This is a genomic window from Paenibacillus sp. sgz302191 (assembly GCF_057749925.1).
The window spans coordinates 50,140-76,792 of sequence record NZ_JBYLHY010000015.1 but is presented as its reverse complement, the minus strand read 5'-3'; the positions used below and the strand labels follow the sequence as shown (position 1 = coordinate 76,792).

Genomic DNA, 26,653 nt, shown 5'->3' with positions numbered 1-26,653 from the left:
ACCATGGGAGTATTTACAAGAATGAAAGATATGACAAAAGCATCGATTCACGAGGTACTGGACAAAATCGAAGATCCGATCGTTATGCTGAACCAGTACCTTCGCGATATGGAGCAGGAAATCGCTCAAGCCGAAGTCACAGTTGCCCGTCAAATCGCCAATGAGCGCAAGCTGAAGCAGCGTCTGGAAGAGTCCGTCCGCCTTGCGGCCGACCGCGAAGCGAAAGCGGCGGTGGCTTTGAAAAACGGTCAGGAAGCGCTCGCCCGTCAAAACCTTGAAGAAAAGCTGTACCACGAAGAAAAAATCGTCGAGTACACTGAAATGCACGCCGGCTCCAAAGCCCAAGCGGATGAGCTGACACAGCAGCTGCACGAAATGAAGGATGAGTTCTACAAAATGCGCAACAAGCGCAACGAGCTCGTATCCCGCGCCCAATTGGCGAAAGCGAAAAAACAAATGGCCCAAGTATCTTACAACGGTGTGATCGAAAGCGGCAACGCATCCCGCGGCTTCCAACGCATGGAAGAAAAAATTATGCAGATGGAAGTGGAAGCGGAAATCGCCCGCAAACCGTACGTCCCAGCCGGAACTGTCAGCAGCTACACGCCGGTCGACACGGCTAAGCAAGCGAAAGTCGACGAGCAGCTCAGCCTGTTGAAAGAAAAGCTGAACGGCGGCGCCGGGGAGTAACCGGCCCGGCTATGAGACCATGGATCGTGTGCCTGATCCTATTCGGTATAATAGGCCTGGTAGGCTGCTCCAATTCCAAGCCGGCAAATTTTAGCGGCAAGAGCGCATCCTGGAGCGTCGATTGTTCCGTTCGTCCATCCTCAAATGAACAATCATACGTCATCAAATATACCGGCAAAGATACTCAGCCTGTAAATGTTCGTTACTCCTTCGAAGACAGCAAAAATTTCAAGCAGCACGGCGAAAGCGACACTCGCTTGAAAAACTTGAAAATTAGCGGATCATCTACGCTGGATACGCCTTATGCGGATGAGGACGGTTTTAACCTCCGGATCCAATGGGATGACAGCGAGGAGACGATACATTTAGCGAAAAAGTAGCTTGAAAGCGGCACTGTACGGGTGCTCGCTCGAATATGGAAGACCGTTAGAAGCCGGTAACACTTGGCCGATAACGGTCTTTTTGCTTTGCAGCCGCCGCGTTGTAAAATGTGCAACGATAAAGCCGCGTTCAGACACGTAGCGCTCGCATCGTGCGCAGCTCCCAGCGCGTGGTGTTGCACAGCATGATGGCGGTCGGTCGACTACATGGCTTTCGTTGTTAAGGCATCGACTGCACCGCGCTCGTGCGCAGAAAGCCTGCCTGCAAAAATCAGACTTGCTTGAAAACTCGCAGGCGAGGAGAGGGTGCATCTGGTTGGCAATGCATCAGATTGCCGAAAAACTCGCAGGCTAGGTTGGAGCCTGTCCGTTTGGTAGCGTTACGTGCAGAAAGCCTGCAAAAGTGCAGGTTTTTGCTCGTTGAGGTGTTTGTAACGAGATATTCCTGCAAAAATGCAGGTTTTTCAGCGAATAGATACGCTCAGACCCATTTGGATCAGGAATTCCTGCACAATTGCAGGCTTTTCCCAAAAATGAGCCGCTTTCCCGGAAAAAGCCTGCACTTTCGCAGGTTTTTTCGGCCTGGCAAGCCGTTTCACGTTTGGAAGCGCCTCCAATTGAGGCCCCCTTGGCTGTAGGTGCCACTTATCGAATGGCTTTGCCATCTTCGGCGTCAAGCTATTGAGCCAATGCCGCCTCGGATGCCAAACAAATTAAATCTTTTAGCTCGATGGCGATCTTGCCCTTCGCTTGCTATGCAACGAGCAGCGCCGAAAGCGCCTAAGAGGCTGCCTGCCATTGCACAATTTGCAATGGGGCCTCGTCGAATTCGGCGATTTGCGGCATTTCGGCGCATTTCCTGGGAAATAATGAACGGAATTGTCGAAACATTAGGGTAGGGAGCGCCTTTCAAAAAATTACCAGAGCCCGGAAGGCACAGTATAGCCATAATAAGGACGTTGAATGGTTGTATTTCCATCGGGGGAGGGAAGTGGTTATGGGTGAAGCTCCTGCATTAAGGGCATTAATGATTCGATCCGCTTTTGCCGCTGTGCTTGTGTTAGCAGGTGCGGGCTTCGCCGGGTGCAGCGCAGGACCGCATCGGCCGGAGGCGTCAGGCACCCCTGTAATCAAGGCCTCTCCCCAGGCTCAGGCAAAAGCCCTGACTACTCCCGGCGCCGCAGCTTTTGAGGATGACTCTATCGTGGAGAGGCAGCATTTTTATTCGGGCGTCCGCCGGAACAAACCTCCGATAGCCTCGCCGACACCCCATGCCCGGCAAAAAACGGCCTTCTTAACGTTTGACGACGGCCCTTCTCAAAGCACGGACAAAATTTTGCGCATTTTGAAAAACAATGGCGTGCAGGCGACCTTTTTCGTTGTCGGTTCGGACAGCGGCGAGGGGAGGGCGCTTTACAAAAGAATTGCGGCAGACGGGCACGCACTGGGCAATCACACGTTTTCCCATAACTACAGGTCGATATATAGATCCGTGGAGGCATTTAAAAATGACGCCCGCCGATTGGACCGGCTGCTGGAGGAGACTGTCGGCTACCGGCCGGACATTATCCGGTTTCCGGGGGGCTCGAACAATCATTTGAGCCGGAAGGCGGGCGGAAGGGGCATCATGAGCCAAATCGTCAAAGCGATGCAGGAAGACGGCTACCAGTACTTCGACTGGAATGTCAGCTCGACGGACGCGGCGGCTCCCGTGCAGGATAAAGACATGATTATCGCATCGGTGCTGGGCGCAAGCCGGGGCAAGCAAAACATCATCGTCCTGATGCATGACAGTTCCTTCAAAACGACGACCGTCGAAGCGCTTCCCGTGATCATCCGCCGGTTGAAAGAGGACGGCTTTCGATTTGAAAAACTGACCAAGTCTTCGTTCACGTTTCACTTCCTGGAGTGACAGCTAACAAAAAAAGAAGGGGCAACAGCCCCTCTTTTATCTCAATTTAGGTTTTAGATGCAGCGCCACGAACAACTTGTCGATCCATTTGTGAATGTAAGGGAGGATCAAGTGGTCCACGCCGAATTTGCCTGCGTTCGCGCCTGCCGCAATAATGAAGAATCCGAGAAGCATCAGCCAAGGGTTCGTGCTAACGGTGCCTGCAAACATGTACATGCAGTTCATAATCAGCCCGAAGAATACCGCTGCGGTCGTCAATGCGCCAAGTATAAGGCCCAGACCGACCAACAGTTCGCCCCAAGGCACGAGGAAGTTGAAAATGCCTACGTTCGGCAGAGCGAAACCTTTGACGAAAGCCACGAAGTTCGGGTATACAAGATCCGTTGTCCCCGCAGCCAGCACCGGCTTCGTAACTGCGCCTTGCAGATAACCGGCTGCGTCGAACGCTTTTTCCCCTGTAATTTTGTGCCAGCCTGCAGTGACCCATTCCCAACCTACATACAATCGAACGAGAGTCAGCAGCATCGCCGCGTACTTATTTTCTCTTAGCCATTTCATCATTTGAACCAGCTCCTCTCTTCTATGGTTTTAGTATAAACCCGTTTTTCCCGTACGTATGTGAAAAAAATCACAATATAATGCCTATTTTAAGTTACCACTCCAAAACCGTCGTCGGGTACTTTAGATGCCTCGCAAGTGGTCGACCGCCTGTCGTGATTCGGCGCAACATTGGGCGCAAGTGGTCGACCGACCGCCATCATTCGGCGCAACATTGGGCGCATGTGATAGACCGACCACCGTCATGCAGCACAACATCGGGTACTGGGAGCTGCGCGCGGTACGATCCGTTTGTTAGGGCCAGCGGCAGCCGGTTTTTGCCCGGATTCTTGCGGCCTGAATGCTTCTTCCAACAATGACACATAATACATGCAGAAAGGAGCTGACCGAGCATGAATCGCAATGATTCCAAAGAACAAATTCAGCACGAGCAGCAAAACAAGGAGCTGCAAAAGCAATCCGCTGAATTCGGCAAAGAAGGCTTTGTCGATAAAAAGCTGGATGGCCCGAACCAACCCGCAGATTAGGAGGACACTATGAGCGACCAGGAGCAACGGAAGCCGAAGGCGGCCGGGCGGGAGCATGAAGAGCCGGGCGGCGGGCTCGATCCGTTCGAGATCGACTTCCTGCCGCAATTCGAGCACGGCCGCGGTCCGCGCGAAGCTTTTGTCAACGAGCACGGGGTCGTCATCGGCGACCATAACTACGAATCCGCTAATTCCCCGTTAGAGAATTGGAGCAAGGAAACCGACCCGTTCGTCATGGCGGGCGACGGTTGGGTGCATCCTTACAAGGATATCGGCTTTCAGACAGCCGAGAACCGGGACTATTTCGAAAAGGGCATCTCCCCGCAAAGCGGCATTTTCATGCATCCGGATAAAGATGTGGCATACGAATACAAGCTGGGGCAGGCCGAACCGGTCGATGATTCCGGCAAAAAGGACGACGAGGCGGAAGCGTAGCTTTCGCTTTTTCTGCATGGTGTACAGGCTGGCTGAGCTGGTTCTTGCACGGTGTGCAGCCAGTGATGGGCTAATGCGGGCGGAGCGTTTTTTTCGGCCATCTATTCGGGAAAACGGCATTAAAATAAATAAAGCGTTTACAGGTGAGGGGAAATGAAGTAGAATAGTTGTATGACAAGTTAAAATAAATTTGTATGACAAGTTTGGAGTGGAGGAATAGACATGAAAGCAGGTATGTATGTCGCCGAGAAACAGGTGCAGCCGGCATCCGTCGAGATTCCGGTTGTGCAGGAGGGCGAAGCGCTAATCAAGGTAGCTTATGCGGGAATTTGCGGCACGGATATGATGATCTATGCCGGCAAGCATCCCCGGGCCAAGGCGCCTTTGGTAATGGGGCACGAATTCAGCGGAACGGTTGAAAAGGTCGTCGGCAGCGATGATTTTCAGCCGGGGGACCGGGTTACCGTCGAGCCTTATTTGACTTGCGGGACATGTGCGGCTTGCCGGGCCGGCCAATATCATGTGTGCGCCGTTTTGAGATGTATCGGCATAGACAGGGACGGAGGGTTCGCCGAATACGTGGCGGTTCCCGTTAACCGGCTTCACCGTCTGCCGGACAATGTGTCCGACGCCGAGGCGGCGCTGACCGAACCGCTAGCTGTGGCCGTTCATACGGTGCGGCGCTCGGATTTAAAAATCGGAGACAGCGTAGCTATTTTGGGAGCAGGGCCAATCGGCTTGCTGATCGGTTTGGTAGCCAGACAGGCCGGCGCCGGTGAAATTTTCATTTCGGATATTAGCCCCTATCGTCTGGAAATCGCCAGGCAAATGGGTTTTACGGCAATTGACGCCAAACAGACCGATATCAAAGAAGTCGTCCTTGCCCATACGAAGGGCGTCGGGGCCGATGTCGTATTTGAAGTCGCAGGCACGCAAATCACAGCGAAACAAATGATTGAATGTATTAAGTTTCAAGGCAAAGCGGTTGTTGTCAGCGTGTACAAACAGGCGCCCGCCGTTGATTTGGCTGCGATGCATTTCCGGGAAATAGGTTTAACGACGACAAGATGCGCCAATTCGAGCGATTTTGCCGCAGCGATCCGGCTGATGGAGCGGAAAATCATTGACGTAGCCCCTTTAATTTCCCACAAGCTTCCGCTAGAGCAGATCCAACAAGGATTTGAATACATGGAGAATACCGAGATTTCGTTGAAAGTATTGTTTCATCCGTAAACAACAGGAGGGGATTCAACATGTTATTGAGCCTAAAAGGCAAAACGGCCGCCATCACCGGAGGCACCCGCGGCATCGGCAGATCCATAGCCCTCGGCATGGCGGAGGCGGGGGCGGATATCGCATTGCTCCAACGTTCTCCCGAGCAGGACGAGGTCAAACGGGAAATCGAGCGGTTGGGCGTCAAATGCGAGATTATTCCTTGCGACATGAGCAACCCGCAGCAGGTGAAAGAAGCCGTGCCGACGGTTCTGGATAAATTTGGCAGCATCGATATTCTTGTTAATAACGCGGGCATACAGCGCCGTTCGCCTGCTGTCACTTTTTCCGAGGAAGACTGGGACGCCGTGCTGCAAGTCAATTTGAAAGCGGTTTGGGTGCTGTGCCAGCAAGCGGGCCGGCATATGGTCGCTCAAAAAAGCGGAAAAATTATTAACATCGCCTCGCTTGCCTCTTTTCAAGGGGGGATTACGGTTCCGGCCTACGCCTCGGCCAAAGGAGCTGTAGCGCAATTGACCAAAGCGCTGGCCAACGAATGGTCTTCGCAGGGGGTAAATGTGAACGCAATCGTACCGGGGTACATTGCTACGGACATGAATGAGGCTCTGATCAACGATCCCGTCCGGAGCCGGCAAATTTTGGAGCGGATTCCTGCGGGGCGATGGGGCGATCCTGACGATTTCAAAGGTCCGGCGGTTTTTCTCGCTTCCGACGCTGCCGCTTATATTCACGGGCATTTGCTTGCCGTCGACGGAGGCTGGCTCGGCCGGTAGCGCAAAGCCATTTGCATACCGGGCTGCGTGAAACCGTTTACGGATTCCAAAACGTGTTATATAATTGAAGTTACCTGTATGACATGTTTGGAAGAGGGTTCGCGCATGAGCATAAAGTCCATTCAAAAAAATAATATTGTAAACAGCGTATTCGAGCAAATGAATGAGCATATCCGCAGCGGACAATGGAAAGTGGGCAGCAAAATTCCGTCCGAAAGCAAGCTTTGCGACATGTTCGAGGTGAGCAGAGTCAGCGTCAGGAGCGCCATTCAAAAGCTGCGGGATATGGGCATTGTAGCGACTTATCAGGGCAAAGGAACGTTTGTCTCCGAAGTGCCCAGCGAGTATACGCTTATCGATTCGGCACCGATTATGCGCCTGAGCGAGAAGGAATTTTTGGATATGATGGAGTTTCGCCAAACTGTGGAATTCAAAAGCGTAGAGCTCGCCGCGCTGCACGGGACGGAGGAAGACTTTCAGGAAATCGAGCGTACGTTAAACGAAATGATTAACAACAGGAACAATTACAAGAAGTATACGGAAGCCGATTTCGATTTTCATCTCTCTATCGCTAAAGCCTCGAAGAACGACGTTTTTTATAAAGTGACCCAGGGAATCCGAAATATTTATTATTTTTATTTGGAAGAGCTGAACAGGGTTTTTGGCGTTACGATCGAAAGCATCGAGACGCATATCAACATTTTGCGAGCGATTCAAAAAAGGGACAGCGCCACCGCCCAGCGTATACTCAAGGAAGCGATGGAAGGCAATGTCACCAAGATGAAGCAAATCATTAAAACAAATAAATAAAAGCCGCAGGCAGGCTTCGTTTATTTGTCCGGTTACATGTAGGACAACTGACAAGTTGAGTGTGCGGTTAAAAGGATGGTACCGGGATGAGGAACTTGATTATACAAGATGTAAAAGTGATTTTAACCGCTCCGGGCGGCATCGATCTGGTCGTCGTAAAAATCGAGACGAACGAGAAAGGATTGTACGGACTGGGGTGCGCCACTTTTACCCAACGGATATATGCGGTGAAATCGGCGATTGAAGATTACTTGAGGCCGTTTTTGATCGGCAAGGATCCGGCAAGAATAGAGGATATATGGCAGAGCGCGAGCGTTAGCGGGTATTGGAGGAACGGGCCGATTATGAACAACGCGCTGTCCGGCGTCGATATGGCCCTCTGGGATCTTAAAGGCAAAGTGGCGGGCCTGCCGGTGTATGAGCTACTGGGCGGCAAATGCCGCGACGGGATTGCGTTGTACCGCCATGTTGACGGAAGCAATGAAGTCGAAGTGGAGCAGAACGCCAGAAAGTTAATGGACGAGGGGTACCAGCACCTCCGCGTGCAGATGGGCATGTACGGCGGGAGCGGCACCGAGGATACGCGGCTGATCGCCAGCGTCATTTCGCGGGCCGATAACTTGAAGCCGAAGCATTCACCGGACAATTTGCAAAAAGGGGTCTATTTCGATCCGGAAGCGTATGCGAAGAGCATCGAAAGCTTGTTTAAGCACCTTCGCGCCAAGCTCGGTTACAACATTGAACTGATTCATGACATCCATGAAAGAATCGCTCCTATTGAAGCCGTCAGATTGGCCAAGAAGCTGGAACCGTACCATCTTTTTTACCTGGAAGATCCGACTTCGCCCGAAAATCTGGACTGGATCGGCATGATCCGGCAGCAGACGAGTACGCCGATCGCTATGGGGGAACTGTTTACGAATGTGAACGAGTGGAAGCCGCTTATCGCGAGCCGTCACATTGATTTTATACGCGCTCACGTCAGCGCGATCGGCGGGATTACGCCGGCGAAAAAATTGGCCGTGTTCGGAGAGTTCTACGGCGTGCGGACGGCATGGCACGGTCCCGGGGACATTTCGCCTGTCGGCGTGGCGGCGAACTTGCATTTGTCCGTAAGCTCGCCGAACTTCGGCATCCAGGAGTGGACGCCGCTTAACGAGCAGCTGCAGACCGTATTCCCGGGCTGTCCGACTGTCAGAAACGGATATGCGTATGTCAATGATCTGCCGGGGCTCGGCATCGATCTCGATGAAGAAGAGGCGGCGAAATACCCGTGCCAAGGCACGATACCGGAGTGGACGCTGGCGCGTATGCCGGACGGAACTGCGGCAAAGCCGTAATTTTAATGTCGTTAATTAACCGTACAGAAAGAAGGGGTTATGTATGATCTCGACAAACAAGCCTACGAGAGTCCGATTTTTTATATTAGTTCTCCTTTTCATAGCCGTAGCCATTAACTATATGGATCGGGCGAACTTGTCCGTGGCAGGCTCCACGATTCAAAAAGAGCTTGGCTTATCGGCTACCGAGCTCGGCTTCCTGTTTTCCGCTTTCACCTGGGCGTACGCTGCCGCCCAGGTTCCCGTGGGCTGGCTGCTGGATCGGATCGGTCCCCGAATGCTCTATGGGTGGGCGATTATTTTGTGGAGCGTGTTCACTTTTGTAATGGCTTTCAGCTCGCACAATATTTTTGCCAGCACCGGCGCGTCATTCGCGATGCTGTTCATTTGCCGCATGCTGATCGGGCTTACGGAAGCGCCGGCCTATCCGAGCAACACCAAAATCGTTACGTCGTGGTTTCCGAATCGTGAACGCGCCAGAGCCGTAAGCATTTATTCCTCAGCGCAATATATCGGGCTGGCGATTTTTACCCCCGCGCTCGCTTTGATCATTGCCAAATTCAACTGGGAATCGGTATTTTACGCGACCGGGGCGGCAGGCATCATCTTCGGTGTTTTCTGGATCATTTTGTACAGAGATCCGCAGGAGAGCAAGCGCGCTAACGAGCAGGAGCTGGAGTATATACGAAACAACGGCGGCTTCGATTCCAAAGTTTCCAGCCGTGGGCAGAAGTCTTCATGGAGCGAAGTGATGTATGTCATTAAACAGCGCAGGGTTTGGGGAATTTTCATCGCGCAATTTGCCGCTTCTTCCACGTTATATTTCTTTTTGACATGGTTTATGGTCTATTTGGAAAAAGGTCTGCATCTGCCGATCAACAAAGCCGGGTTCGCGGCTGTACTGCCTTATTTAATGGCGATGGCCGGAGTATTGTTCGGCGGTTTTTCCAGCGATTATTTATTGAAAAAAGGGAAAACGACCACATTTGCGCGCAAAGTGTTGATGGTTTCGGGAATGATTTTAACGGGGCTTTTAGCCTTCGCCAACTTTTTTGAAAATCAGCCGGCAGCTGCTGTCGTTATTCTCTCGCTTGCTTTTTTCGCCAATGCTTACTCCAATATGGGCTGGGTAGCGCTGGGGGATGTGCTGCCGAAAAAGATGGTGGGCACGGTCGGCGGCGTATTGAATTTGTGCGGTAATTTGTCGGGGATTATCAGCCCGATTGTTATCGGCGCATTGATCCAGCGAACAGGCAATTTTCACGGGGCCATGTATTATACAGCGGCGGTCGCTGTTATTGGCGGCATTGCATTCCTGCTCATCGTTGACAAACTGGAACCGATCGATTTGAAAAAAATGAACAAACATGCAGACAGCACGGCTGAACAAAATAATTTGCATCTTTCGTGATAGCGGTTACAATTAAGTTTTTGGCCCGACTGCAGGCAGCGCCTTCCGGAATTTATGATTCCGGGAGGCTTTTAGCTCGTTATGGGGCGTTTTCGCGCTTTGCTTTCCATGCGTACGGATGTATAATATGACTTAATAAGCATGTTTACTACATCAAAATCCAAGGGGTGGAACATATGGCAATGTCTTTTGATTCTTACATGAAAGATATGGTTAAACCGATGAGAGAAGATTTGACTCGTCTGGGCATTACGGAACTGCTGACTCCCGAACAGGTCGATCAGGCGATTGAGAGCTCCAAAGACGGCACGATGCTGCTCGTCATCAACTCCGTGTGCGGCTGTGCCGCCGGACAATGCCGCCCTGGCGTAGCCAAGGCACTGCAAAACGATGCGCTCCCGACTTACACGTACACCGTGTTCGCAGGCCAGGAGAAAGACGCAACGGCCAAAGCGCGCGAATATTTGGCGCCGTATCCGCCGTCTTCGCCATCCATCGCTCTGTTCAAAAACGGCGAGCTGGTGCATTTCATCCAACGCCACCAAATCGAAGACCGTTCCGCGGAGATGATCGCCGGCGACTTGAGCGGGGCTTTCAACGAATACTGCAAATAAATGAAATAATCTCATATCAACATGAGGCAGAAAGCCCGCATTGCAGGTACTTGCAAGTGTGGGCTCTTTGTTCAAATATCAAAGACAAGGTGGAGAGAGTCATGAGCTTGCAGCAGGAAATCATTGCGAAACTGGGCGTTAAGCCGGAGATCGATATCGATGCGGAAATCCGCAAACGGGTCGATTTTCTGAAGGAATATGTAAAAGGCGCGAACGCGCGCGGCCTTCTGATCGCGATCAGCGGCGGCATTGACAGCGCCGTAGCCACAGGTCTTTGCAAGAAGGCGACGGACGAACTGACCGAGGAGAGCGGCACCGAGTACAAAACCGTCGGCGTGTTCCAGCCTTACGGCGAGCAGGTCGATATCGAGGACAGCTACGCGGTGGCCAAGGCGTTCGACCTGAAATATCAGATCGAAAACAACATCCAGGAAGCTGTCGATGAAATTGCCATCGAAGTCGAATACGGGCTGAAGCATATCGGCGTTCACCAGCACATCAGCCGCGGCGGCAAAGGCAATGTGAAAGCGAGAACGCGCATGGTGATGCAGTATGCGCTCGCTTTTGAACTGGGGCTTATCGTTGTCGGCACCGATCACGCTTCCGAGGCGATCACCGGCTTCTTCACCAAATATGGCGACGGTGCGGTGGATATTACTCCGCTCAGCACGCTGAACAAGCGGCAGGTTCGCTCCTTGGCAGCCAAGCTGGGCGTCCCGCAAAGCGTGCTCGACAAAGCGCCGACCGCCGGGCTGTGGGAAGGGCAGACCGACGAGAACGAGCTGGGCATTACATACGGCGATAACAGCGACTACTTGGAGGGCAAGCAAATCGATCCGGCCGTTCAAGAGAAGCTGGAGAAGCAGTATTTGAAAACGGAGCACAAGCGCGCGCCGATTCCCGGCATTTAGCTTGTAGGGGGGCGCCCGGCCTCTCCCGGCGTACGGAGTGGCGGCGCTGCACGGCGGCGGGCGGCCATCAGGCGGCTCGACAGGCCAGGTCGAAGGAAAAACCTGCAAAAGTGCAGGTTTTTTCTGTGTATGAGGTTCATTTTGAGGAAAAACCTGCAAAAGTGCAGGAATTTTCGATAAAAATGGGCCCGAGCTCGCGCAGCAGCTAAAAAGCCTGCACATTTGCAGGAATATTGCGTGCCCGGCCCACGGACGAGCAAAAAGCCTGCACTTTTGCAGGCTTTCTTCGCTTCGCGCAGCCGGGCAGATTGCGCGCCCAGCTCTGGCGTGCGGGTTTCCGGCCAGCCTGCACTTTCGCAGGCTTTCTTCGCTTCGCGCAGCGAGGCAGATTGCGCGCCCAGCTGTGCCGCGCGGGTTTCCGGTCAGCCTGCACTTTTGCACTTTTGCAGGCTTTCTTTCATCCGCAGAGTGATTTCGTTCTTGCTGTTACTTTTGGAAAGTAATAGGTATGCTTTTGTAGCCGTAAATGAGCGGGTCTTTGGCAGGGGTGAACGACACTCCTTCTTTTGCGGTGAAGACCGAAAATCTCGTGAAAACCTGCGTCAAAGCAATCCGGGCTTCCAAGCGGGACAACGGAGCTCCGAGACAGAAGTGGATGCCGTTTCCAAAAGCGATGTGAGGATTCGGCGAACGGAAGATGTTGAATTGATTCGCCTGCTCGAATTGACGGTCGTCGTGGTTGGCCGATCCGGACCACAAGACAACGGTATCCTCTGCGCGGATCGTTTGTCCCGCTATTTCAGTATTTTTGCTGCATCGGCGTGTTATCGATTGTATCGGCGAACGATATCGGAGGACTTCTTCAATGGCATTAGGCAATAGAGACAAATCTTCGCGTATTTGCTTTTGACTGTCCGGATGCTCCGCAAAGCAAACTATTGCGTTACCGATTAGGTTTGTCGTTGTTTCGTTTCCGGCTATGAGGAGAAGACGGCAAAATTCCATCAGCTCCGGCAAGTTTAAGGATTGTTCTTCCACTTTGGCCGCAAGCAAGGCAGAAACCAGGTCATTGCCGGGATTTTTCCGTTTTTCTTCAATAATTTCTTTGAAATACTCACTCAGTGCCAACCGGTTTTTGATCTTATTTTCCGCATACTGTTCCCGTGTCTCCCCATGTTCAACGTCGATTCCTCTTATAGCCTCGTCAGACCAGAGCTTGAACTGGTCCCGGCCGCTTCGAGGCACCCCGAGCAGCTCGGCAATGATAATGACAGGCAGCGGAAAAGACAGGCTCGCGATAGCGTCCATTTCTCCCTGTGTTTCAATTTCATCAAGCAACTCGTCAGTAAGCTCCTGAATGCGCGGTGCTAAATCTTCAACGGCTTTGGGAGTAAAAGCTTTGCTGACGATAGCCCGGTACAGCTTGTGCTTTGGAGGATCCATGGAAAGGATGGAGGATCCGGACAGTCCGGGAATGTTGGTGGAACTGAAAGCTTCGTGGTTCGCAAGAATCGCTTTCACATCGTCGTAAAGAAAAACGTCCCAACAATTCCGCTCGGGATCAAAACGGACTGGGCCATTCTCTCTCATTTCCTTGTACCAATGAAAGGGGGGTTCCGCTTCAAACAAACCTTTAGGGGGAATGTTAAGCGCGGCGACCTGTACGTTTGCTTCTGAATGTCCATTCATATTCATCATAATACCTCCTATTGTTCATGTAGGATTTTTGTCAATCGCGGCTTGCCAGTGCAGAACTCAAGCGGGCGGGCTGGCACAACGGTTGTTTGGCTTGTAGAGCTAATCCTCCTTTCTGAATAATATTCAATGTAATAATGTTACATGCAGCTTATTTGTCTTATTTGAAACATTTTACAATGTTATTATAATTATGGTAAAAGCGGCGGTCAATTGAACTTAATGTGTCAACCGCAGAAATGAACATTTGAGGCGGAAGTGCTGCAGGCCGGCCATCTGCACGCAATTAAACCCGCCGTGCATGTGCAGGCGGGTTAAGAGAGCATCGTTATGCGGCTTGGCTTTCCGGGTTATGGCACTTTGCGGCCTCTTGAGCTTGTATACAGTTCGTACCATTCTTCGCGGGTCATGAGCTCCGATTGGCGGACAGCGTCCCGGCAGGCGAGCACTCGCTCCGCCGAAGATGTCCCGATCACCGGCTGGATTTTGGCCGGATGCTTCATCAGCCAGCCGAGCAGAATCGCTTCCGGCGTCGTCTCTTTTTCCTGCGCCAGCTTGGAGATAAGCGCGGCGGTCTGTTTCACTTCTTCGGAAGCGCCTTCGAGGCTTTTGCCGGTGAAGCGGCCTTGCGAGAGCGGCCCCCAGGCCTGAAGCTGGATATCCTCCATCTGGCAGTGCTGGATGATGCCGTCATCGAAGTTCAAGCCGGACCCTTCGGCGCGGTTGACGAGAATGCCCTGGTCGAGCCAGTCCAGCCTCGCCAGATGCAGCTCCAACTGGTTGACGACGAGCGGCTGCTCGATCGACTTTTGCAGGAAGCGGATTTGCGCGGCGGTCATATTGGAAACTCCGAAGTGCCGCACTTTGCCGGACGTTTTCAGCTGTGTGAACGCTTCCGCCACTTCGTCAGGCTCCATCAGCGGATCGGGGCGGTGCAGCAAAAGCACGTCGAGATATTCGATGCCGAGCCGCTCCAGAATGCCGTCCACCGAGCTCAAAATATGGCTCTTCGAAAAATCGTAGCGCTGAGGCAGCAAGCCGTCCGTAAAGCGAATCCCGCATTTGGACTGCAAGACGATCCGTTCCCGGAGCTCCGGCCTGCTTTTCAAAATTTGCCCGAACACAGCCTCGGCTTTGCCCATCTTATAAATATCGGCATGATCGAACATCGTGATTCCCGAGGATAGCGCCGCTTCTACGGCCTGCTCAGCGACTTTGACGTCTTCCTGCGTATAAGGTTCATAATTCCAATCTCCGCCTAGCCCCATACATCCGAAGACGATCCGGCTGTCCGATATTCCTCGTTTTTCAAGCGGCATTACTTTCATCATTTGGCCTCCCAACTTGGATTAGCTTCATTATAACCTTTGCCGGGACCGAGCATAAGAGCTGAAATTTCTTTCAGTTACTTACCTGGGCGTAACGGATCGGCAGCAAAGCGCGGGTTTCAGGGTTTTGGGTTCGGCTGCACTTTTGCAGGCTTTCTCCGCGCTGCCAAGCAGATGTGTTTTTTCCGAATGTTGGAGCATTGGATAGTAGAATGGCGGTTTTGCCGATTCTCCGCGTATGATGTGAATTTTTATCAGTCGGCACGGATATCGTATGATCGCGCAGGCGGAGGGGGGACCACAAGGATTTGTTACGCTAAAGGGCCTAAAGTTTTGAAATTTTCAAGTATTGTACTATGATAAACTTGATTCCATTATTTGATTCGAGCGATGGTACCTAAGGAGTGGTAGAAATGGCGCGTGTTTTATTTATTAATGGCGGATCAGAGGGACATATCAATCCAACTATTGCAGTTGTGCAAGAGCTTATTTCGCGTGGGGAAGAGGTAGTGTACTTTTCTATAGAAGCTTTTCGGGAGCGCATTGAGAAGACGGGAGCTTCAGTACGAACATTTGACGATCAAAAATTTATAAAAGCCTTTATCTCAGGCGGAAGAGATTATTTACTCGAAAGAGTCAACGGTCTGTTACTTACGGCGGATATAGTCATACCAAGCGTTCTTGAACAGATCAAAGGAGAGCATTTTGATTACATCATCCATGATTCCATGTTTGGTTGCGGACGTTTGCTTGCTCAAATTCTTAAGCTTCCTGCTATCAACTCCTGTACTTCTTTTGCGCAGACAAAAGAATCATTCGATAAGATTTTGGGGCAATTTTCCATAAAGGTCCCTGCGGACATCGTTAAACCTATAACTGATAGATTCCAAAGCCTGACGGAAATGCTGAAGGAAAAATACGATGTGGAGATCCATTCTCCTTACGAAGTGTTTTGTAATCCTGCACCGCTTACAATCGTTTATACAACAAGGGAGTTTCAGCCTTATGGAGAAACATTCGACCAGACTTATAAATTTGTAGGTCCATCCATCTCTTCGCGATTAACTCAAGAAAGCTTCGACTTTACTGCAATCACGGGGAAAAACCCAATTTACATTTCACTGGGCACAGTTTTTAACCAAGCAATTGATTTCTATAAGCTTTGTTTTGAGGCTTTGGGGAACACTGATCATACGATTGTCATGTCTATTGGGAATAGAACCCAAATTTCTGATTTAGGGGAAATTCCTGAAAACTTCATCGTAAAAAATTATGTTCCACAAACTGATGTACTGCAGTACACTAAATTATTTATTACACATGGTGGAATGAACAGTACTAATGAAGGTCTCTATTACGGGGTTCCGCTCATTGTAATCCCGCAAAGCGCGGATCAGCCGATAATTGCGGGACAAGTCGCCAATCTCGGAGCAGGCATTCAATTACAAATGCAAAGCTTGACTGCAAATGGGCTGCATGAAGCCGTAGAACATGTGTTAAGCCACCCATCCTTCAAGAAAACTGCTGCAAATATGAAGGAATCTTTTCAAAAATCAGGCGGGTATCATCAAGCTGCTGATGAGATTTTCGAATTTAAGGACTAACCGGGAACGATAGCGGCGCGCAGCTCCCGGCGCGTGGTGTGGCGCCGCATGACGGTCGTCAACCACATGAATAATTAAGGCAGTTAAACTGGTCCGCCGGTTCTTAACTGCCTTTTTCAATGCTTCGCCGATGTCCGGCCGACTGCTGCCAACACGCTATTGCCTGGAGGCGGCTGGGGCGGGAGCGGCTTTGTAATCCATTAGCGGCGCCAGCCAGACCATGCCGGTTCCTCTGTACACATTGACCAGCCCCTCGCCCGAAACAGCCGATCCCAGCAAGCTTTTGCCGGATTTTTCGACGGTAAATTCCAACGAATCGGACCACATTAGCGCGAAGTTGCCGTCCACCTTCAGCACATCGTTGTGCAATTCCACGACGACTGCTTCTTCGGACGGGATCGGCGCCTCCAGCGCCAGTATCCCTTTGCCTTTGGCGCTCAAATTGAACAAGCCTTCTTTGCCGAGAGCGGCGGAGGAAAGGGTTTTGCGGGCGCTTACCGATACGTTCAGCGACGTTTCGCAAGCTAAAAACATGCCGTCCTCTACAACAATGTGATCATTGTCGACATCAATTAACCACAAATATTTATAGGTGGTCTCCAGCATAATGGTACCTGTGCCTTTGTAGACAGGCTTGACGGCGCTAGTTCCGGTCACCGCACTGGCTACCAAATTTCGCATTAACCCGCCCACGCCTTTTATGCCTGAAGTCATCTCAATGTTACCGACCATATACTGCATGGCTCCCGCGCTCATCATGATCTCGTTGTTGTTGAGCTCGATCATAAGCTGCTTTTTGCGCATGTTGCTTCTGCTCATAAAATAGTTGGCTTCTGCGTCCGCAAGGGACGTACAGCTCAAATCCTCGATATACTCCAGTACCGTAAACCCGCCCAACTGCTCTTTGACGACGATGTTGCTGTTATTTTTCAGATTATTTATTGTAAAAGCCATACGCTTATATGCCTCCTATTATATTCGTTTCATAAGGACTGGAAAAATTCTTCAACCATTAAAGCTTTCGACAAGAAAAGCCAATTTCCTTGCCGTGCGGCCTAACGTAATCATTGTTTTACTTAAACTCTACATACTAAGTGAATGGTATTTTTTGGTATGATTATCACGTTAAAATTTGTTGTAAGGAGAGGTCGCGGAATGTCTATTGTACTAAGGGTTTTACGGTTGCCGGACGATTATGCCGATTTGGCCAAACTGTTGAATACTCACTGGTCAGAGCCGACGACGGCGGAGAGGCTTGAGGAAGATGATGCAAAGCTTTTTGAAGTAGGCCATACCTATATGGATCAAAATGGGCTGCTCGCAGGATATGACCGTACCCGGCAAGTGGCGGTTACCGATCAAGGCGCTATCGTAGGTTACGTGTGGTCTTGGCGGGCGCCCTGGACGGAACCGGGGTATCTCAATAACACGCTTGTCGTGGATGAACGATACCGCAAGCAGGGCGTTGGGCGGCTTCTCTTTCGGCATGCTGCAGATTGGGGAAGCCGGCTTGGGGCGACAACACTCGTTACGGAGGTTTGGGATGACAGCCCGGAGTCCCTTCAATTTGCCGAACATAGAGGGTTTCAAGTTGAACGGCATTATTTTCAATCGGTGCTTAACTTGGAGAAGGCCGACCTGGTGGGCGTCTGCGATGATGGTGTTATTCGAGCGCCGGAGAGCGAAGGTTTGCGATTCACGACGTTAGCGGATGAGGCGGGCGAGGAGAGCGAGCAGAAGCTTTATGAGCTGTACAAAGAGACCCTGGTGGATATACCCGGGTTTACCGGAGAGGTTCCCGCCATCGACGAATGGCGAAAATGGTACCTGATGGTTGACGGCTATGCCCCGGATCAAGTCATCATTGCAGCAGATCGCGACAAATTTGTAGGTGTATCCAATGTTCTGTACAATAAGTTGACAAACGGCATGTATCACGAATATACCGGTGTCGGCAGAGACTACCGCGGCCGTAAAATTGCTTTGGCTCTGAAAATGAAAGCCATACTTCTTGCCAAGCAGCGCAGAGCCGCCTACATCCGCACGGACAATGAATCCACGAACGAGCCCATTTTGCGGATCAATCGCCGCCTAGGCTATGAGCCCATGCGTGGGACGTATCGGTTGGTTGCCAAACTGAAGGATATATGCCAATGAGATAAACCTCTATGCACTATACATGTCCTGTCCTGCGCAACGATTTCGGCTTAGTGTTAACGAGGACTATGCTGGACACAATCAGAACGAGCCCCGCCACCAGTTTAAAAGTAATCGTCTCATCGAAAAAGAGAACGCTGATCATAATCGCAATGAGCGGGATCAGAAAAGTAAATGAGCCCACCTTGCTTGCTTCGCCCGAATTGACAAGTCTGAAGTAAACAAGCCAGCCTAAGGCTATGACGAAAATCGAAATAAACAGCAGCGTCGATATGAACGGCGTTGTCCAAACGATAGCGGACCAGCTTTCAGTGAAAGATCCGGTAATTATTAAGACGATGCCCCCAACGGTAATCTGCACGGCAACCATCCAGATGGCGTCTACCCGGGCTGCCGTTTTCTTCGTATATACGGTGCCGAGAGCCCAACTAATCGCGCTGCCGATGGCAAGCAAAATCCCGGCAGCCGAAATATGGCCGGAACCCCCGCTTACGCTGATGGCGGCGACTCCGATAAAGCCGACAATCAAGCCGATGATTTTCAAACCGTACATTTCTTCCCCCAGCCACAACCAAGAGCAGAGGCCCAGGAGCACGGGTTGAAGGAAAACGATCGCTGCAAAAAGCCCTGCGGGCAGAAATTTCAGCCCTACGGTTTGAAAGCCGTAATATAAAATAATGTTCAGCACGGAGGAGATGAGATAGATGTGCCAAGTATTTTTCAGAGCAAGCCTTTTGTAACGGGGCAGAGCGAAGAAAACTAATAAAAGCCCGCCTATCAACGTCCGCAAACCTGCAAAAAGCAACGGAGGCGTGAATTCGAGCGCATATTTGGAAAGCGGCCAGTTGACTCCCCACATAATAACAAGAAACAATAAATAAACAGTTGTACGTGTTCGCGAAAGTTGCGGCATGTTCTTCAACTCCTGTTGTCGTTTTATTTCTTAAAACATGATACAACGACTTTTAAAATAAATAAAATGAATGTTTATTATCGGGGAGATAACAAATTTGTTATGACCCATTCACAATTGAAATTGTTTGTGAAAATAGTCGAGACCGGAAGCTTCACAAAAGCAGGTCGAGAACGGGGAGAAAACCTGCGAAAGTACAGGAATTTCTGTGAAAATGGTTCATTTTGGTGAAAAACCTGCGATTGTGCAGGAATTTTAGAAAGAAATGAACCCGAGCCCATGGGATCGGTGAAAAGCCTGCACAATTGCAGGAATTGTTTCGTGGTCGGTGTATCAACGGGCAAAAAGATGCACTTTTGCAGGTTTTCTTCGCGAAACGGCGCAGTGTACTATCGGCCGGAAGCCTCATTCCATCATAGCGTGGAACTACAGCTGAAGCCACCAGATGCCTGCACATTCCGGCAAACATACGAGATTTTCTTCAACAACTCTGGCGGCCAGATCTTTTCCAAAGAAAAATCCGGTTAGTTCTTCGGCTTCATGAATACTTTCAAAATGATAATCAGTTCTTATCCATTTGTGATGGAACCCATACTCTTCAACTAACGTTTTATAGTATTGTTCTAGCATTTGGGGCGGGTTGGGCGTCTCTGTTCCTGTACCCATGGTCTCCAAAATAACGACCGTGCCATTGGGGCGAAGGACCCGCATTATTTCTGCCATTATTTCCTGGATGTTTTGTTTCCAGTTTGGAACATCTGAATTTGCTAAATACGATATCGTCCAACCTGCTACAAGTAAATCTGCGCTTGCGTTTTTTAGAGGGAGCCTTCTATGATCGGCTATTTGAGTGGACCAGTTCGTGCATCCGGTTTTTTCCAAGCGCTCTGCAGTGATGCGAAGCATGGCTTCTGAAGCATCTAAAGCGATGATTGATTTTGCATGTGGGGCTAGTAGAGTTGTCACTCTCCCCGAACCTGCTCCCAGATCGATAATATCGAGTCCCTTAAATCCCCTAATATCTTCAAAGTATCCGGTTAAGTCAGGCTGCCTGGAAATTAATCGGTGATACGTTTCAGCTTCATTTTTATAGATCTCATCATGGTTCGGCATCGTTGTTCCTCCTTTGTTTCCCTAACAATAAAGGTTGACGCTGCGATAAGGTCAAGCTTGTTTATAAAAAAGACCGTTCTGCCAAGAAGCGGTGGAAGCGGTCTTTTTTGAATTTCAAGAAATGGTGCGCAGGAATCCGTGCTATTGCTTTTTTCCGTAAACATTAATTTTTCGCAGGTTTTTTGACAGGTTGTCATAATTTTCCCGAAGGAATTTGGTTTCGTCAGTTGTTTGCAATGTTCGACAATTTACTTGTTTATCATACAAAATTTTACATGACTTTATTGGAAAATGATGCTAGTATATTATTTGTTTGTATATATATTACAGAGGGAGTGGTTTGTTATGAAGAAATTGCTTATTGGTTCGATTGTACTGCTATTCATTTTATCCGGGTGTACATCAGCAAAGTTTAAAGAAAGTATGGACACCGGCAATAAGGCTTTGACTGATAAAAAATATAGCGATGCCGTTACGGCTTTCTCCGCTGCTGTAGCTGAAGAACCTAAAAATGCGGAGGCGAAGCAAAAGCTGGACGAGGCTAACAAACAAGTAGAAGAAGAAAAGAAAGCAAAAGAAGAGGCAGAGAAGAAAGAAAAAGAAGCTGTCAGCAAATATATTGATGATATTAAATCGCTAACCGCGGAAGTTTTAAAAGTCAATACTGCCTGGGAGCAACTTCGCCAGTCTTCTGCGAGCGGAGCGGTAGACAACGATACTTTCGGCCAACTGGTTGAGGAAAAGTTTTTACCGGCTACTACGGAACTAGCGGGAAAAGTGAAAAAAGTCGCTACGCCTACAGAAGAGGTTCGTCAAGCACATGAGCTTTATATTGCATCTTTGGAGAAGAATCAACAAGCTTTTTCTGAAATATTCGCTGCAATTGCGGCAGACGATATGTCAAAAATTACACATGCCAACCAATTGTTGTCCGATGCACAAAAGTCCGAAAGAGATTTCGTGGCGAAATTGAAGCCTATTACCGAAAAATATAACATCAAGATGGATTCGAAATAGAGCGGCTTGGTACTAGGTGGGCTGCCCCTTAAGTCATGAGAATGATAGAGGGGGGCCTTTATATTTTGAGCATGTGCAGTCCATAATAACGACCATGCCATTGGGGCGAAGAACCTGCATTATTTCTGTCGTAATCTCGTGAAGGTTGACGCTGAGATAAGGTCAAGCTTGTTTATAAAAAAAGACCGTTCTGCCAAAAAGCGGCGGAAACGGTCTTTTTGGAATTTCAAGAAATGGCGCGCCAGGAAGCCGTGCTATTGCTTTTTCCCGTAAACATTAATTTTTCGCAGGTTCTTTGACAGGCTGTCATAAATGATGATGTTTCCATCTGTATCGACCGTAAACTGTTCGCTGTTTCCGAGAATCAGCTTGCCGGGTTCTCTCGGATTGTCCGGGATGGCCTCTCCCGGCGTCGGAACGCTTAGTCTAATAAAAGGTACCGGATCGTAAGAGTTGGTCTCAGGATTATATACCCCTTTGTTATAAGTCAATTGATCGAGCTTGACGTAATTTTCAACCGTACCGTTCAAATCGATCCGGTAAAAGCCTTTGCTGTCGTAAGCGTAAAAATACCCGTTCTTTGCGATTGCGCCGGAGATGGCATCCATGTTTAAGGTGGTTTTAACTCGGGTCGAACCGGACTCTACAACATTAATCGTTTTGCTGTCGGTATTCAAATAGTACAGCTTTCCATCCTTGACGATCGACGATAGGCGGCCTTGCGTTTCCCGCGGCAGAGACGCGAACGAGTGAACGGTCCCATCCGCTCCGGCTTCCATAATTTCTTTCTGGAACTTGTCGCTAAAGTAATAGCGATTCTCGTCGATCTTGGAAAAGAAGTCGCTTGCAGGGTCTAGGGCATGATCCAGACCGTAGCCGATTAGTTTCACCGAAGGTAGTATTTTATATAAAATGGATATCTTTGCAGAAGGGCCGTCCGCCTCCGCCATAATGAACAATTCGTCGCGGGCTTCATCGTAAAACAGGGCAGTGGGCTGTACTTCCCAATGCATCAAATGGTTCGTGAACCCATTCGAATCCTTGTAGGTAAAATTAAAACGCTCATCGATGCTTACCGCGGGTTGCAAAGGTCCTCCCGCATCGGTGCGGGGGTTAAATTTTTTAATGGAGAAAGTAGGGGAATTGCCCCTCGTCAAAAAATACAAGTTTCCTGAATTATCCGATGACATGACGGTTCCATAAACGGAGGCGCTCCAATAGCTACTGCTTATGTAATATCCCGGAATATCGGTCTTTTCGGCAATGCTCAGATTATCGACCGTGGGCTTTTCCAGCTTGATGAGGCTAGGAACGGCGGGTGAGGGCTGCGGCGGCTTCGTTTCCGTTTGCTTGCTTGTCATAGAAATCGCCTGGGTGTTCGCGTCATACGTTACGTTCATATCCATGTTCTCTGCAATGAAGCGAAGGGGGACTATAGTCGTATTGTTCACGATCAAAGCGGGCTGGTCGAGGCCTATCTCTTTTCCATTGACCGCGGCTGTCGGCTTATCTATGGTCAGCGAGATCGTTTTCTTTTCGGCTGTCAAGGTAACAGTCCTTGTAAGGTCATCCCAAGTGACACTGCTGCCAAATGCTTCGCCTACAAAACGCAGAGGAACCATCGTGGTGCTGTTGATAAGAACAGGCGCTGTCTGCAGTTCCACGGTTTGGCTGTTCATGACCGCATGGGGGTCGTTCAGTTTGAGCGTAATCACGTGCCGGCTCGCATGCGAAGGTTCCGCAGCTTGAGCATTCGCCACTGAGAGTGAAAGCAGTGCTGAACATGTAAGCAGTAAAAAGCAAGATTTTTGTTGCATCGTCAAAATAACTCCTTTTTTTGTTAGAGGCGGCCGAGGAGGCCTGAATTTTGGGTGCCAGCATTCGTGAAAGGTCCCGGCAGCCCGCAAAAACCTGCGAAAACTCCCATGACGTCGTGAACCTCACCCACAGAATGAAAATATAGTCAGGCCTACTGTGTTCTATTTTCGTATAAAGTGCAGGCAGCCCAAAAATCCCCGCGTCAGGGGCTATAACCACAATCTGCCTGGCTGCTCGAAGAAAACCTGCAAAAATACATGAATTTGTGGCATTGAACGCTTGTCACGAACAATTCCTGCAAAAGTGCAGGTTTTTTAGCGGGGACATGGGCTCAGGCTCACTTTCAGCGAAAATTCCTGCACTTTTGCAGGTTTTTCGCCAAAATAAGCCAATTACGGAGAAAAAACCTGCACTTTTGCAGTTTTTTCCTGCGTTTCAAGCACATGTGCTGGCTCCTGACGTGCGATTTTCCAACAGCCTGACTTTTAGGAGTGTCTGCTCGTTGCTAATGACTTGCCGGTGCCGGCAGGCGAGAGTTTCTCGACAGTCTCTTTTTTTTGCAGTTGATGCGGGCAGTAGAAGCAGCATGTAATTTTCGACAAAATCATAGTATTTTCCTGCATTCTCCAGCTTAGGGGTGATTAAAAAAGGTAAATATTGATTTGTATACAAGAACACAAGTATACTTAAATAAAACAGTGAGGTGGTCATATGACATTTTTGTCGCCGTTGCCGCCGCAGCAGCGCAAATCACTCGGGGACCAGGTTTACGAGTCCATCCGGGAAAGCATCGTTTCCCTGCGGCTGGAGCCGGGGAGCATGATTTACGAGAATGAGCTTTCGGAGACGCTTCATGTAAGCCGCACGCCGATCAGAGAGGCCATTCGGCTGCTCGTGAGCGAGCAACTGCTGGAGGTGCTTCCGCAGAGGGGGACGCGCATTGCCCACATCTCCAAGCGCAAAGTGGGCGAGGCCCGTTTTATCCGCGAGCATCTGGAGCTCGGGGCTTTTCGTCTTGCTGCTAAAATGTGGGACCCGCAGGAGCACCAACGTACGAAGAATACGCTGCTGGACCTGATCGGGAGGCAGCAAGCTGCGGGGAACGAAGGCAGCATTGAGCTGTTTCTTCAACTGGACGAAGAGTTCCACCGCGTAATTCTGGAAGTGACGGGCAATGCCACGCTGCTTCAGGTGATCAATCATATGCGCGGGCATCTGAACCGGCTGAGGTTTTTGGCGCTCAAGCAGTTCCATTACCTGGATAAGGTGATTGAGGAGCACAAAGGGCTGCTTGCGGCGATTGAGCAGGGGGATGAGGCGCTGACGGCCGCCAGACTGGAGGCTCATATCAGCAAGCTGGATGTGGAGCTTCCGGAGCTTCATGCGATCTATCCGCAATATTTTACCGATTAAAGGGAGATGGAGGGACCAGAGGATGAGGATGGTATTCAGATGGTACGGGGAAGGCAACGACACGGTATCGCTGAAGCAGATCAAGCAAATTCCGGGCGTTGAGGGCATTGTTTGGGCACTGCATGACGTGCCGGCGGGCGAAGAGTGGCCGATGGACAAAATTCTCGCCTATAAGCAGTTGGCTGATCCTTACGGCCTGCACCTGGAGGTAGTCGAGAGCGTCAACGTGCATGAAGACATCAAGCTGGGGCTGCCGACCAGAGACCGGTACATCGAGAATTACAAAAAAACGATCGAAAAGCTGGCGAAAGTTGGCGTGAAAACGATTTGCTACAATTTCATGCCTGTCTTCGATTGGCTGCGCACCGATTTGTTCAAGGAGATGGAGGACGGCTCCACGGCGCTTTTTTATGAAAAAGCCAAAGTCGAACGGATGGACGACCCGAGCGAACTGGTCCGGATCATCGCCGACAATCCCGATTTCACGATGCCGGGCTGGGAGCCGGAAAGGCTCAGCAAGCTTGCTCCGCTTTTGGAAGCGTATAAAAATGTGACGGAAGAGGATCTGTGGAGCAACCTGCAATATTTCCTGGAGCAGATTATCCCTTTTGCGGAGCAGCATGATATCCGCATGGCGATTCATCCGGACGATCCGCCGTGGTCGATTTTCGGATTGCCGAGAATTATGACAAGCCAGACGAACATCAGGCGCCTGCTCAAGCTCGTAGACAGCCCGTACAACGGTGTTACATTGTGCAGCGGCTCGCTCGGGGCCAATCCCGATAACGATATTGAGGCGATGGTGCGGGAGTTCGCCGATCGTATCCCGTTTGCGCATATCCGCAATGTAAGGGTGTACGAGAACGGCGATTTTATCGAAACTTCCCATCGGACGAGCGACGGTACCGTAGATATTGCGGGTATTGTCAAAGCGTATCATGACAACAGCTTTACCGGATACGCAAGGCCGGATCACGGAAGGCATATTTGGGACGAGGAATGCCGGCCGGGGTACGGGCTTTACGACCGGGCTCTGGGCATTATGTATTTGTGGGGCGTGTGGGATTCGCTGGAACGCATGAAAAAGCGGGAGGTCGTCAAATGATACCCATTCATGAAAATCTAAAAGGCAAAGTCGCTGTCGTAACCGGGGGCAGCGGGGTGCTGTGCGCGGCTATGGCCAAGGAGCTTGGACGGCAGGGCGTCAAAGTCGCGATTCTGAACCGCACAGCCGAAAAAGGCGAAGCCGTCGCCGAAGCGATCCGGCAGGCGGGGGGCGAAGCGATCGCGGTCGCTTGCAATGTGCTGGATGCCGAGAGCATGAAGCAGGCGGCAGCCGAAATCGCGGGCAAGCTCGGCGACTGCGACATTCTCATTAACGGAGCGGGCGGGAACCACCCGAAGGGGAGCACGACGAACGAAACGTTTAAGCCGGAGGATTTGCTGAATAAGGAGATCACGACTTTTTTCGACTTGAGCGAAGAAGGGTTCGGATTTGTGTTCAACCTGAATTTTCTAGGAACGCTTATACCTACGCAAGTATTCGCCAAACAAATGATCAACAAACCCGGAGCCGTCGTGATCAACATGTCGTCCATGAGCGCTCCGAGCCCGATGACCAAAGTGCCCGCCTACAGCGCGGCCAAAGCGGCCATCAACAACTTTACGCAGTGGATGGCCGTACATATGGCCGATGTCGGTATCCGGGTCAATGCGCTGGCGCCGGGATTTTTCCTGACGGAGCAGAACCGGAAGCTGCTGACGAACGAGGACGGCTCCTTGACGGAAAGATCGCACAAAATCATTACGCACACGCCGATGCGAAGGTTCGGCAAGCCGGAAGATCTGCTGGGCACTTTGCTTTGGCTGGTCGATGACAGCACGGCGGGCTTCGTTACCGGCATCACGGTTCCGGTAGACGGCGGGTTCATGGCCTACTCGGGCGTGTAAAATGCCGGGACAACCTTGACCTGCACCATGGAATCATGTACGCTGAACAGC

General features: G+C 50.5%; 25 protein-coding genes. 18 read left to right on the top strand and 7 right to left on the bottom strand.

What is annotated here, in order from left to right; all coding sequences use genetic code 11:
* Window positions 1–3 precede the first annotated feature (3 nt).
* The 3 genes from AC3G2T_RS21625 to AC3G2T_RS21615 all read left to right on the top strand — a co-directional run bounded on the left by AC3G2T_RS21625 (window position 4) and on the right by AC3G2T_RS21615 (window position 2,982).
* The gene (locus tag AC3G2T_RS21625; protein ID WP_474685378.1) at window positions 4–690 is read left to right on the top strand and encodes a PspA/IM30 family protein; all 687 of its coding nucleotides are present in this window, start codon (window positions 4–6) and stop codon (window positions 688–690) included.
* 11 nt (window positions 691–701) lie between these two features.
* Window positions 702–1,070, top strand: a complete 369-nt coding sequence (locus tag AC3G2T_RS21620; protein ID WP_488436854.1) for a hypothetical protein — start codon at window positions 702–704, stop codon at window positions 1,068–1,070.
* Between the two features lie 997 nt (window positions 1,071–2,067).
* Window positions 2,068–2,982: a polysaccharide deacetylase family protein gene (locus tag AC3G2T_RS21615; RefSeq protein ID WP_474685376.1), complete on the top strand. Its 915-nt coding sequence runs from the start codon at window positions 2,068–2,070 to the stop codon at window positions 2,980–2,982.
* 36 nt (window positions 2,983–3,018) lie between these two features.
* On the opposite strand, the gene AC3G2T_RS21610 is transcribed toward AC3G2T_RS21615, so the two are convergent.
* On the bottom strand, window positions 3,019–3,543 hold the full coding sequence (locus AC3G2T_RS21610; protein WP_474685375.1) for a DoxX family membrane protein: 525 nt from the start codon (window positions 3,541–3,543) through the stop codon (window positions 3,019–3,021).
* A 389-nt stretch (window positions 3,544–3,932) separates the two neighbouring features.
* Here AC3G2T_RS21610 and AC3G2T_RS21605 point away from each other — a divergent pair, with 389 nt between their 5' ends.
* From AC3G2T_RS21605 to nadE, 9 genes are all read left to right on the top strand, one after another.
* Window positions 3,933–4,067 (top strand): hypothetical protein, encoded by a 135-nt coding sequence (locus AC3G2T_RS21605; protein WP_488436853.1) that lies wholly within the window; start codon window positions 3,933–3,935, stop codon window positions 4,065–4,067.
* 9 nt (window positions 4,068–4,076) lie between these two features.
* Complete coding sequence (locus AC3G2T_RS21600) at window positions 4,077–4,502, top strand: DUF3905 domain-containing protein (RefSeq protein WP_488436852.1); 426 nt, start codon at window positions 4,077–4,079, stop codon at window positions 4,500–4,502.
* Window positions 4,503–4,724: 222 nt separating this feature from the next.
* On the top strand, window positions 4,725–5,735 hold the full coding sequence (locus AC3G2T_RS21595) for a zinc-dependent alcohol dehydrogenase (protein WP_488436851.1): 1,011 nt from the start codon (window positions 4,725–4,727) through the stop codon (window positions 5,733–5,735).
* 20 nt (window positions 5,736–5,755) lie between these two features.
* The gene (locus AC3G2T_RS21590; RefSeq protein WP_488436850.1) at window positions 5,756–6,508 is read left to right on the top strand and encodes an SDR family oxidoreductase; all 753 of its coding nucleotides are present in this window, start codon (window positions 5,756–5,758) and stop codon (window positions 6,506–6,508) included.
* A 105-nt stretch (window positions 6,509–6,613) separates the two neighbouring features.
* Window positions 6,614–7,318: a FadR/GntR family transcriptional regulator gene (locus AC3G2T_RS21585; RefSeq protein WP_474685370.1), complete on the top strand. Its 705-nt coding sequence runs from the start codon at window positions 6,614–6,616 to the stop codon at window positions 7,316–7,318.
* 86 nt (window positions 7,319–7,404) lie between these two features.
* Window positions 7,405–8,658 carry an enolase C-terminal domain-like protein gene (locus tag AC3G2T_RS21580; RefSeq protein ID WP_488436849.1) on the top strand — a complete coding sequence of 418 codons (1,254 nt, stop codon included), beginning with the start codon at window positions 7,405–7,407 and terminating at the stop codon, window positions 8,656–8,658.
* A gap of 43 nt (window positions 8,659–8,701) precedes the next feature.
* The gene (locus AC3G2T_RS21575) at window positions 8,702–10,069 is read left to right on the top strand and encodes an MFS transporter (protein ID WP_488436848.1); all 1,368 of its coding nucleotides are present in this window, start codon (window positions 8,702–8,704) and stop codon (window positions 10,067–10,069) included.
* A gap of 176 nt (window positions 10,070–10,245) precedes the next feature.
* Window positions 10,246–10,683: a BrxA/BrxB family bacilliredoxin gene (locus AC3G2T_RS21570; RefSeq protein ID WP_474685367.1), complete on the top strand. Its 438-nt coding sequence runs from the start codon at window positions 10,246–10,248 to the stop codon at window positions 10,681–10,683.
* A gap of 101 nt (window positions 10,684–10,784) precedes the next feature.
* The gene (gene nadE, locus AC3G2T_RS21565) at window positions 10,785–11,594 is read left to right on the top strand and encodes an NAD(+) synthase (RefSeq protein WP_474685366.1); all 810 of its coding nucleotides are present in this window, start codon (window positions 10,785–10,787) and stop codon (window positions 11,592–11,594) included.
* A 486-nt stretch (window positions 11,595–12,080) separates the two neighbouring features.
* On the opposite strand, the gene AC3G2T_RS21560 is transcribed toward nadE, so the two are convergent.
* Together AC3G2T_RS21560 and AC3G2T_RS21555 are read right to left on the bottom strand one after the other, a co-directional pair.
* Window positions 12,081–13,283, bottom strand: coding sequence for a cytochrome P450 (locus AC3G2T_RS21560; RefSeq protein ID WP_488436847.1), 1,203 nt, complete (start codon window positions 13,281–13,283; stop codon window positions 12,081–12,083).
* A 356-nt stretch (window positions 13,284–13,639) separates the two neighbouring features.
* The gene (locus tag AC3G2T_RS21555; protein ID WP_488436921.1) at window positions 13,640–14,617 is read right to left on the bottom strand and encodes an aldo/keto reductase; all 978 of its coding nucleotides are present in this window, start codon (window positions 14,615–14,617) and stop codon (window positions 13,640–13,642) included.
* Between the two features lie 413 nt (window positions 14,618–15,030).
* On the opposite strand from AC3G2T_RS21555, the gene AC3G2T_RS21550 reads away from it, so the two are divergent.
* Complete coding sequence (locus tag AC3G2T_RS21550) at window positions 15,031–16,221, top strand: macrolide family glycosyltransferase (protein WP_488436846.1); 1,191 nt, start codon at window positions 15,031–15,033, stop codon at window positions 16,219–16,221.
* 156 nt (window positions 16,222–16,377) lie between these two features.
* On the opposite strand, the gene AC3G2T_RS21545 is transcribed toward AC3G2T_RS21550, so the two are convergent.
* Window positions 16,378–17,175, bottom strand: a complete 798-nt coding sequence (locus tag AC3G2T_RS21545; protein WP_488436845.1) for an AIM24 family protein — start codon at window positions 17,173–17,175, stop codon at window positions 16,378–16,380.
* A gap of 201 nt (window positions 17,176–17,376) precedes the next feature.
* Between AC3G2T_RS21545 and AC3G2T_RS21540 the strand changes: the two genes are divergently transcribed.
* Complete coding sequence (locus AC3G2T_RS21540; protein WP_488436844.1) at window positions 17,377–18,378, top strand: GNAT family N-acetyltransferase; 1,002 nt, start codon at window positions 17,377–17,379, stop codon at window positions 18,376–18,378.
* 16 nt (window positions 18,379–18,394) lie between these two features.
* Here the strand turns inward: AC3G2T_RS21540 and AC3G2T_RS21535 are convergent, their stop codons facing one another.
* Both AC3G2T_RS21535 and AC3G2T_RS21530 read right to left on the bottom strand, forming a co-directional pair.
* Window positions 18,395–19,291 carry a DMT family transporter gene (locus tag AC3G2T_RS21535; protein ID WP_474685362.1) on the bottom strand — a complete coding sequence of 299 codons (897 nt, stop codon included), beginning with the start codon at window positions 19,289–19,291 and terminating at the stop codon, window positions 18,395–18,397.
* A gap of 426 nt (window positions 19,292–19,717) precedes the next feature.
* Window positions 19,718–20,404: a class I SAM-dependent methyltransferase gene (locus tag AC3G2T_RS21530; RefSeq protein WP_488436843.1), complete on the bottom strand. Its 687-nt coding sequence runs from the start codon at window positions 20,402–20,404 to the stop codon at window positions 19,718–19,720.
* A 345-nt stretch (window positions 20,405–20,749) separates the two neighbouring features.
* On the opposite strand from AC3G2T_RS21530, the gene AC3G2T_RS21525 reads away from it, so the two are divergent.
* On the top strand, window positions 20,750–21,421 hold the full coding sequence (locus tag AC3G2T_RS21525) for a hypothetical protein (RefSeq protein ID WP_474685360.1): 672 nt from the start codon (window positions 20,750–20,752) through the stop codon (window positions 21,419–21,421).
* Window positions 21,422–21,675: 254 nt separating this feature from the next.
* On the opposite strand, the gene AC3G2T_RS21520 is transcribed toward AC3G2T_RS21525, so the two are convergent.
* Window positions 21,676–23,238: a copper amine oxidase N-terminal domain-containing protein gene (locus tag AC3G2T_RS21520; RefSeq protein ID WP_488436842.1), complete on the bottom strand. Its 1,563-nt coding sequence runs from the start codon at window positions 23,236–23,238 to the stop codon at window positions 21,676–21,678.
* Window positions 23,239–23,950: 712 nt separating this feature from the next.
* On the opposite strand from AC3G2T_RS21520, the gene AC3G2T_RS21515 reads away from it, so the two are divergent.
* The 3 genes from AC3G2T_RS21515 to AC3G2T_RS21505 are packed head-to-tail and all read left to right on the top strand — an operon-like array spanning window position 23,951 to window position 26,602.
* On the top strand, window positions 23,951–24,652 hold the full coding sequence (locus AC3G2T_RS21515) for a GntR family transcriptional regulator (protein ID WP_488436841.1): 702 nt from the start codon (window positions 23,951–23,953) through the stop codon (window positions 24,650–24,652).
* A gap of 22 nt (window positions 24,653–24,674) precedes the next feature.
* A complete protein-coding gene (gene uxuA, locus AC3G2T_RS21510) occupies window positions 24,675–25,757 on the top strand; it encodes a mannonate dehydratase (protein ID WP_488436840.1) in 1,083 nt (360 codons plus the stop codon).
* Complete coding sequence (locus tag AC3G2T_RS21505; RefSeq protein WP_488436839.1) at window positions 25,754–26,602, top strand: SDR family oxidoreductase; 849 nt, start codon at window positions 25,754–25,756, stop codon at window positions 26,600–26,602. Before uxuA ends, AC3G2T_RS21505 begins: the two co-directional genes overlap by 4 nt.
* The last annotated feature ends 51 nt before the right edge of the window (window positions 26,603–26,653 follow it).